The sequence below is a fragment of the Zemynaea arenosa genome, from assembly GCF_004614185.1.
Lineage (GTDB): Bacteria > Pseudomonadota > Gammaproteobacteria > Burkholderiales > Burkholderiaceae_D > Telluria > Telluria arenosa.
The window spans coordinates 1-7231 of the sequence record NZ_SPVF01000026.1; the positions used below are offsets into that span (position 1 = coordinate 1).

A 7231-nucleotide genomic window follows, 5' to 3' on the forward strand; every position below is an offset into this window, starting at 1 on the left:
GGGCGCGGGGCGGTGGCCAGCAGGGCGGCCCCGGCGGCGGTCAGGCTGACCACCACGGCGCGGCGGTCGTCCGGATCGGCATCCTTGCGCACCAGGGCGCGCTTGACCAGGGTATCGAGCAGGTTGCTGGTGGTGGTCTGGTGGATTGCCAGCGCCCGCGCCAGCGCGCCCACCCGCATCCCGCCGTGCTCGTGCAGCTCCTGCATGATCCACAGCTGCGCCCCGGAGACCCCGCACTGCTTCTCGATCCAGGCCGAGTGCTGCTGGGCCGCGCGGATCACGATGCGCAGCTTCTGCAGCACGGCCAGGCGTTGTTCGGCGGGGTCGGAAGGGAGCGGGCGTTTCATGCGGCGGCTGTCTTGACGATGGGGCCGCCCATCATAACAGAGGCCTCGTCCGTTACATTCGCGCGAATGGAAAACCGTGCCATAATGCTGGGCTGTTGACGCTCAGCCGTACTGACCGTGTCCAATCCGATTCCCGACGATATCCGCCGATTCGTCCTGACTAGCATCGCCTCGGTGCCCCATCTGGAGGCGCTGCTCCTGCTGCGGGGCGACCCGCGCGCCTGGAGTACCGACGCCGTGGCGCGCCGCCTCTACATCGCCGACAAGAATGCCGAGCGCCTGCTCGACGATCTGTGCCGCGCCGGCATGCTCACCGCCGCCGACGGGACCTGGCGCTACCAGCCCGCCTCCGACGCCATGCGCGGCATGATCGACGACGTGGCCCGTTTGTATGCCCAGAACCTGGTCGCCATGACCAACCTGATCCACTCCAGCGTCGAACGCAAGGCCCAGCACTTTGCCGATGCGTTCACCTTCCGCCGGAATTCCTGAGCCTTCGCCTATGGGAACCCTCATCTATACCCTGTGTGCCCTGACCTCGCTGGCCGTGGCCTGGGTGCTGCTGCGCAGCTACCGCCAGACTGGCTACCGCCTCCTGATGTGGAGCGGCGCCTGTTTCGCCGGCCTCACCTTCAACAACCTGCTGCTGGTGCTGGACAAGGTGATCTTCCCGGTCGAATACGACTTCAGCCTGGCGCGCGCGCTGTCGGCCCTGGTCGCCGTGCTGCTCCTGCTGTACGGCCTGATCTACGAGAAGGAGTGAGGCGATGAACCAGTTCCTGCAAGGCGCCATCGCCATGGCCACCGCGGCCGTCGGCCTGTTCTTCCTGCGCTTCTGGCGCACCACGCGCGACCGCTTCTTCCTGTGGTTCGCGCTGTCGTTCTTCGTCGAGGCGGTGCACCGCGTGTACTCGGGCCTGAACCCGGAGGTGAGCGAGGACACCGCCTACCACTACGTGGTGCGCCTGGTCTCGTATGCCTTCATCCTGTGGGCGATCTGGGAAAAGAACCTGCCCAAGCGCGGCGGGCGTTAAGCGTGCGAGGCATTGACGCGTTCTTGGGCCTCGGCCTATAGTGACGAATGATTTCCGAATTCAAAGACCTCTCCGACAAGATCGACCGGCTGGCCGCGCTCGCGCAGACCCTGCGCCGCGAGAACGCCGAGCTGCGCCTGGAGAACGCGCGCCTGGCCGGCACCAACGAGGCGTACATGGAGCGCCTGTCGCGCGCCCAGCAGCGCATCGAAGCGCTCATGACCCTGCTCCCCGAGGCGCCCGCCGCGACCACCGCGGTGACGACCGCCGCACCTTCTGACGCAGGACCGACCGCATGATCCATCTCGACGTGACCATCATGGGCCAGGCCTATCGCCTCGCCTGCAAGGAAGGCGAGGAGAAGACGCTGCTCGAAGCCGTCCACTACCTCGACAGCAAAATGTGCGCGCTGCGCGACTCCGGCAAGGTGAAAGGCAACGACCGCATCGCCGTGATGGCGGCGCTCTCCGTGGCGGCCGAATTCCTGTCGATGAAGGCGCCGCAAGGCCCGTTCGCGGACGCGTCGGTGCTGGAAGTGAAGCAGCAGCTGGCCGCGATGAACAGCGTGCTCGATCAGGCGCTGACGCCGCAGGAAGCCTTATTCTGATTGGTGCGCGGCGTGGCGTCCGACGCTCGGGTGCGCGCGGCAGGGACGTTTTGATTTGTGCTTTGGCGGTCAAGAGAGTAGACTTGCGCCTGTCCCTGCAGTGTTCGCGATTTGCCATATATTCCTTGAACCATTTATGAGCATAGGTTGCGGAAAATTGTTCGGTGGGCGTGAGCGTCGCTAGTCCGACGAACCCGAAACTGAACTGACTGTGACCACCTTGAACCGTCAGGTTCGGGATGCCGGCATAACGGCACAGGCGGGGTACTTATTCCAAAGGCTGCACGTCGCAAGGCGCGCAGCCTTTTTCACACCTTGGGGATGCACGCATGGCGTACTGGCTGATGAAATCCGAACCTGACGAAGTGAGTTTCGCGGACGTGCTGGCCGCGCCCAAGCAGACCACCGCGTGGTTCGGCGTGCGCAACTACCAAGCCCGCAACTTCATGCGCGATGCGATGCGGGTGGGCGACGGGGTGCTGTTCTATCACTCCAGCTGCGCGGTGCCGGGCATCGCCGGGCTGGCCGAGGTGGCGAGTGCGCCGTACCCGGACGAATCGCAGTTCGATCCCAAATCCGCGTACCACGACCCCAAAGCCACTCGCGCGCAGCCGCGCTGGATCTCCATCGACGTGCGTGCAACGCATGCGATTCCCTTTATTCCGCTGACCGAGCTGCGCACCATCCCGGCGCTGGAGGAGATGGTCCTGCTGCGCAAGGGCTCGCGCCTGTCCATCTCGCCCGTCACCGCCGCCGAATGGCGCGCGGTCCTGAAGCACGCGGGCGTCAAGCCCTGAGCGCCGGCGCCCCGCCGCCGGGTTCCTGCAACACGCCCCCCGCCTGACCTCCCTCAACCCCGGGGTCAGGCCTGCCGCTCATAGATGGTGCCTGACCCCAGGCAGTTATCCACACCTTATTCACAGGCGCTTCATTCGGCGGCCGTTCGTTGAGGCAACCCGGGGCCTGACCCCGGTCCGCGGGGGCGGGGCCTGACCCCATCGGGGGGCGTGGGGCGATAGTAAAATGGCGGATTCGGTTGCGGGAGCAGGGATGGACGCGGTCTTGATTCTGACGTTGCTGGTGATGGGCGCGGGTGGCGGGTTTGCCGCGGGCCTGCTGGGCATCGGCGGCGGCATGGTGCTGGTGCCGTTCATCACGATGATCTTCAGCGCGCGCGGCTTTCCGCCGGAGCTGATCGTCCACATGGCGATCGCCACTTCGCTCGGCACCATTCTGTTCACCTCCATCTCCTCGGTGCGCGCGCATCACCAGCATGGCGCGGTGCTGTGGCCCGTGGCGGCCATGCTGGCACCGGGGATCGTGGCGGGATCGTGGCTGGGGCCCTGGATCGGCAAGCAGATGAACACCCAGGTGCTGGCGCTCGTGTTCGCGCTGTTCGTCGCCTTTTCGGCCACGCAGATGCTGACCACGCGCCGCAAGCCCGCGGGCACCGGCGACGCGCCGCCCACCTTGCCGGGCAAGCCGGGCATGTTCGCTGCGGGCGGCATCATCGGCACCGTGGCGGGGCTGGTGGGAGCGGGCGGCGGCTTCATCTCGGTGCCGTTCATGACCTGGTGCCACGTGCGCATCCACAACGCGGTGGCCACCAGCGCGGCCCTCGGCTTTCCGATTGCGCTGGCGGGCACGCTGGCCAATATCGTCTATGGCTGGCACGAACCGGGGCTGCCGCCCTATTCGCTCGGCTATGTCTATCTGCCCGCGCTGGCGGGGATCGCGGCGGCCAGCGTCATCGCCGCGCCTTTCGGCGCCCGCGCCGCCCACCGCATGCCGGTGCAGCGCCTGCGCCGCATCTTCGCGGTCATCCTGTATGCGCTGGCGGCGTACATGGCGTGGAAGGGGATGCGCTAGGTGCCGGTGGTGGCACCCAGCGTTTCGTGGATGGTGTAGCTCATCAGCGCCAGGAAGCCGACCAGCCCGAGATACATGACCGCGTAGTTCACCCGCGTCTCGGCCGGTACCTCGAAGTAGCCCGGCGGGTGCACCGCCGCGCCGCGTCCCAGCGCCGTCTTCAGGTGCGGCCACGCCAGGAGGCCGATCAGGATCAGCATGGGGCTGGGCCGCCACAGGAACAGGGCGGCGAGCAGCGGCACGCCGGCCAGCCACACCTTGGGCGAGATCACCGCGGTGATGCGGCCCCCATCCAGCGGCGAGATCGGAATCAGGTTGAAGAGATTGAGCATGAAGCCTGCGTAGGCGAGGGCCATCAGCAGGTCGCTGCCGGTCTGGCGCGCGAGCCAGTAGCACACCAGCGCGGCAGCGGAGCCGAGCAGCGGGCCGGCGAAGCCGACCCACGCCTCCGTCTCGGCATCGTGGGGCTGGTCCTTCAGCTGGATCCAGGCGCCCACGAACGGGATGAAGGCGGGCAGACTGACCGCGAGCCCGCGCTGGCGCGCCGCGAGGAAGTGGCCGCATTCGTGGATGAAGATCAGCAGCACAAAGCCAACCGCGTAGCGCCAGCCGAATACCAGCGCGTACGCGAACATCGACAGCAACATGGTGCCGCCGCTGAACAGCACCTTGCCCAGCTTTCCGGCGGCGAGCAGGCCGGCCAGCAGTTTGAACATGTCAGTCCTTGTCCAGCGAGACGGTGGGGGGCTTGGCCTCCGGGGACGCCGGCTGATCGAGGGCCCCGGTGGACGCCTCGTCTTCGCGCTTGTCCAGCGAAACTGGGGAGGCCGGCGCCTGCGCCCCGTGGGCGTGGGCCTGCGCGGCTTCCTGCGCCGCGGCGCGTTGCTCCTTGCGCCGGCCGAACAGCTTGAACAGCCACCCGCCGATCGCCGCCACCGCCAGGATCACCAGCTTCTTGGCCGCGATGAGAATCGCCAGCAGCTTGCCGAAGAAACCCAGCTTGGCCGCCACGCCGCCCGCGATCAGCGCGGCCAGCCCATACTCCGCCACCTTGTCCGTGCTGGCATTGAAGTCCGCATAGCGGTTCCCCGGCGTGAAGTCGGTGAACGCGGTCACCTGTTTCATCTCGCGCTTGATGCTGTCGATCTGGTTCATGCCCGCCACCGCGTTCAGCACCAGCACGCCCTCGCGTCCCAGCACGCGGATGTTGTAGTTCAGCGTGTGCACGGACGCCCCCTCGGCGGAGAACTCCTTGGCCCAATACAGCTTGTGCGCCGCCTTGTCGTACGCGGGCGGCTCGGCCCAGCCGACCAGCGTCATGGCGCGGTAACCTTCCTTGCGGCGCTGCTCGTTGTCTTCGTTCACCGAGGCCTGCATGTCCTTCAGCAGGCCGGCGTAGTCGATGGTGGCGGCATCGTCGTCCTTCACGTGGCCGTCTTTGTCGTAGGTGATGATCACGCCCCAGCCTTCGTCGCTGAGCACCGTGGCGTTGGCGGGGACGATCATGCCGAGCGTCTGGTTGCCGGGCGGGTTGCCCCAGGCATCGTGCAGCACGCGCTCGGTGTCGGCCGGGTTGAGGTAGCGGAAACCCGCGGGCAGGTTGAGCGTCGCAATGCCGCCGGGGAGGGTGACCTGGCCGTCCTGGTATTGGAGCGAGGCGAGGAACTGTTCGGCGTTTTGCGGCGCAGAGGCGGGGGCCTCTTGCGCCATGGCCGCGCAGCTGAGGGCAAAGGCGAAAAGGAGGGCGAGCAGGCGGCGGATCATGGCGGCTCCGGTTGAGTGAGGAGCCGCCAATTGTAGAGATGGCTTGCTATTTTAACAAGCTCATCTTTTGGCTCAGCCGCGCGCGGGAGCCGGGCCGGCGGGGCGCCGGTAGGCCCACACCAGCATCGCGATGGCGGCGACGATCATCGGCAGGGACAGCACCTGGCCCGAGGTGATCGGCAGGCCGAGGATGGTGGTCTGCCAGTCCGGCACGCGGAACCACTCGGTGAAGAAGCGCGCGCACCCGTACAGCAGCACGTACAGCGCGCCGACCGCGAGGCGCGGGCGCGGCTTGCGCGCGAACCACCACACGATCACGAACACCAGCAGGCCGTCGATGGCCATCTGGTACAGCGGCGAGGGGTGCACGGGCTGCGCCAGCCATACCGGATTGTCGAGCGGCGAATCGGGCGTCGGCCACCACATGGCCCAGGGCAGCGAGGGATCGGCTGGACGGCCCGGCAGCTCGTGGTTGATGAAGTTCCCGAGCCGCCCGCACGCATACCCGAGCGGCACCAGCGGGGCGATGAAGTCGTACACGTCCAGCAGGTTGCGGCCCGCCTTGCGCGACCACAGCCACATCGCCAGCAGCACGCCGATGAAGCCACCGTGATACGACATCCCGCCGGTCCAGACCTTGAAGATCTCCAGCGGATTGTGGAGGAAGTGGAGCGGCTGGTAGAACAGCACCTCGCCCATGCGGCCGCCGATGATCACGCCCAGCATCCCGTAGAACAGCATGTCGTCCAGGTCTTCCTTCTTCCAGCCCTGCGCGGCAATGTGCGGCAGCTTGAGGCGCTGGCGCCCGAGCGCGATGAACAGGAAGAAGGCCAGCACATACATCAACCCATACCAGTGGATCGGCCAGGAGCCGATGTGAAAGGCGACCGGATCGGGCATGGGGTGCTTCAGCATTATGTCGATGTCCTTAATAGATCGAGAAAGCCCTTCAGGACGGGCGAGGGATTGTCGCGCCGCCAGGCCACCCCGGTGTCAACGCGCGGCGTGGTGTCGCGCAGCGCCCGGTATTCTACGCCGGGCCGCATCAGGTTGGACACCGACTGCGGCACCAGTGCGAGCCCCATGCCCGCGGAGACCAGGCTGACGATGGTCTGCATCTGGATCGCTTCCTGCCCGATGTGCGGGGTGATACCGGCCGCGCGGAAGCAGCCCAGGATGGCGTCGTACAGGCCGGGCGAGATGCGGCGCGGGAAGATGATGAGGGGGAGGGGCGGTGCATCCTTCAGCCAGACCGCAGCCTTGCCTTTGAGGGCGCCCTGCGGGGCGGCCAGCACCAGCGGTTCGTCCAGCACCTTCAGGTAGTCCAGCTCCGCCAGCGCGCGCTCGGGCAGGGGCGGGATCAGCAAGCCGGCGTCGATGCGGCCGTGCAGCAGGTCGTCCACCTGCACGTCGGAGGTCGCCTCGCGCAGCGCGATCTGCACATGCGGGTAGTAGCTGCGGTAGGTGCGCAGGAAGGGCGGCAGCACGCTGTAGTCGGCGGAGGACACGAATGACAGCGCCAGGCGGCCTTCCTCGCCGGCGGCGGCACGGCGCACCAGGTCGGGCAGGTCGGCGGCGCCATCGAGCAGGCGGCGCGCTTCGGGCAGCAG

General features: G+C 67.3%; 12 protein-coding genes and 1 other RNA gene. 8 read left to right on the plus strand and 5 right to left on the minus strand.

Annotation, left to right across the window (positions count from 1 at the left end; translation table 11 throughout):
- Positions 1–347 (minus strand): MarR family winged helix-turn-helix transcriptional regulator (locus E4L96_RS01785; protein WP_135205530.1); only part of this gene is annotated, 347 nt, incomplete at its 3' end.
- Between the two features lie 117 nt (positions 348–464).
- Between E4L96_RS01785 and E4L96_RS01790 the strand changes: the two genes are divergently transcribed.
- The 8 genes from E4L96_RS01790 to E4L96_RS01825 all read left to right on the plus strand — a co-directional run bounded on the left by E4L96_RS01790 (position 465) and on the right by E4L96_RS01825 (position 3857).
- A complete protein-coding gene (locus E4L96_RS01790; RefSeq protein WP_135205531.1) occupies positions 465–839 on the plus strand; it encodes a hypothetical protein in 375 nt (124 codons plus the stop codon).
- A gap of 10 nt (positions 840–849) precedes the next feature.
- Complete coding sequence (locus E4L96_RS01795; RefSeq protein WP_135205532.1) at positions 850–1110, plus strand: DUF5985 family protein; 261 nt, start codon at positions 850–852, stop codon at positions 1108–1110.
- A 4-nt stretch (positions 1111–1114) separates the two neighbouring features.
- Positions 1115–1381: a DUF5985 family protein gene (locus E4L96_RS01800; protein ID WP_135205533.1), complete on the plus strand. Its 267-nt coding sequence runs from the start codon at positions 1115–1117 to the stop codon at positions 1379–1381.
- A gap of 47 nt (positions 1382–1428) precedes the next feature.
- Positions 1429–1680 carry a DUF904 domain-containing protein gene (locus tag E4L96_RS01805; RefSeq protein ID WP_135205534.1) on the plus strand — a complete coding sequence of 84 codons (252 nt, stop codon included), beginning with the start codon at positions 1429–1431 and terminating at the stop codon, positions 1678–1680.
- Positions 1677–1988: a cell division protein ZapA gene (locus E4L96_RS01810; RefSeq protein ID WP_135205535.1), complete on the plus strand. Its 312-nt coding sequence runs from the start codon at positions 1677–1679 to the stop codon at positions 1986–1988. Before E4L96_RS01805 ends, E4L96_RS01810 begins: the two co-directional genes overlap by 4 nt.
- Before the next feature lie 89 nt (positions 1989–2077).
- Positions 2078–2258, plus strand: a non-coding RNA gene (gene ssrS / locus E4L96_RS01815) — 6S RNA.
- Positions 2259–2317: 59 nt separating this feature from the next.
- A complete protein-coding gene (locus E4L96_RS01820; RefSeq protein WP_135205536.1) occupies positions 2318–2785 on the plus strand; it encodes an EVE domain-containing protein in 468 nt (155 codons plus the stop codon).
- A gap of 253 nt (positions 2786–3038) precedes the next feature.
- Entirely contained in the window at positions 3039–3857 is an 819-nt protein-coding gene (locus tag E4L96_RS01825) for a sulfite exporter TauE/SafE family protein (RefSeq protein ID WP_135205537.1), read from the plus strand.
- Here E4L96_RS01825 and E4L96_RS01830 read toward each other — a convergent pair.
- From E4L96_RS01830 to E4L96_RS01845, 4 genes are all read right to left on the minus strand, one after another.
- Positions 3854–4573, minus strand: coding sequence for a site-2 protease family protein (locus E4L96_RS01830; protein WP_135205538.1), 720 nt, complete (start codon positions 4571–4573; stop codon positions 3854–3856). The two genes, E4L96_RS01825 and E4L96_RS01830, sit on opposite strands and share 4 nt — an antisense overlap.
- 1 nt (position 4574) lies before the next feature.
- Positions 4575–5621: a DUF2167 domain-containing protein gene (locus E4L96_RS01835; protein ID WP_135205539.1), complete on the minus strand. Its 1047-nt coding sequence runs from the start codon at positions 5619–5621 to the stop codon at positions 4575–4577.
- Between the two features lie 72 nt (positions 5622–5693).
- On the minus strand, positions 5694–6536 hold the full coding sequence (gene lgt, locus E4L96_RS01840) for a prolipoprotein diacylglyceryl transferase (RefSeq protein WP_135205540.1): 843 nt from the start codon (positions 6534–6536) through the stop codon (positions 5694–5696).
- The coding region (locus E4L96_RS01845) for a LysR substrate-binding domain-containing protein (protein WP_135205541.1) at positions 6536–7231 on the minus strand (696 nt) is incomplete at its 5' end. The genes lgt and E4L96_RS01845, both read right to left, overlap by 1 nt.

Coding starts and splice junctions, on each gene's coding strand:
- E4L96_RS01800 (WP_135205533.1), top strand. CDS start 1,115: ATGAACCAGTTCCTGCAAGGCGCCATCGCCATGGCCACCGCGGCCGTC.
- E4L96_RS01830 (WP_135205538.1), bottom strand. CDS start 4,573: ATGTTCAAACTGCTGGCCGGCCTGCTCGCCGCCGGAAAGCTGGGCAAG.
- E4L96_RS01810 (WP_135205535.1), top strand. CDS start 1,677: ATGATCCATCTCGACGTGACCATCATGGGCCAGGCCTATCGCCTCGCC.
- E4L96_RS01825 (WP_135205537.1), top strand. CDS start 3,039: ATGGACGCGGTCTTGATTCTGACGTTGCTGGTGATGGGCGCGGGTGGC.
- lgt (WP_135205540.1), bottom strand. CDS start 6,536: ATGCTGAAGCACCCCATGCCCGATCCGGTCGCCTTTCACATCGGCTCC.
- E4L96_RS01835 (WP_135205539.1), bottom strand. CDS start 5,621: ATGATCCGCCGCCTGCTCGCCCTCCTTTTCGCCTTTGCCCTCAGCTGC.
- E4L96_RS01805 (WP_135205534.1), top strand. CDS start 1,429: ATGATTTCCGAATTCAAAGACCTCTCCGACAAGATCGACCGGCTGGCC.
- E4L96_RS01820 (WP_135205536.1), top strand. CDS start 2,318: ATGGCGTACTGGCTGATGAAATCCGAACCTGACGAAGTGAGTTTCGCG.
- E4L96_RS01795 (WP_135205532.1), top strand. CDS start 850: ATGGGAACCCTCATCTATACCCTGTGTGCCCTGACCTCGCTGGCCGTG.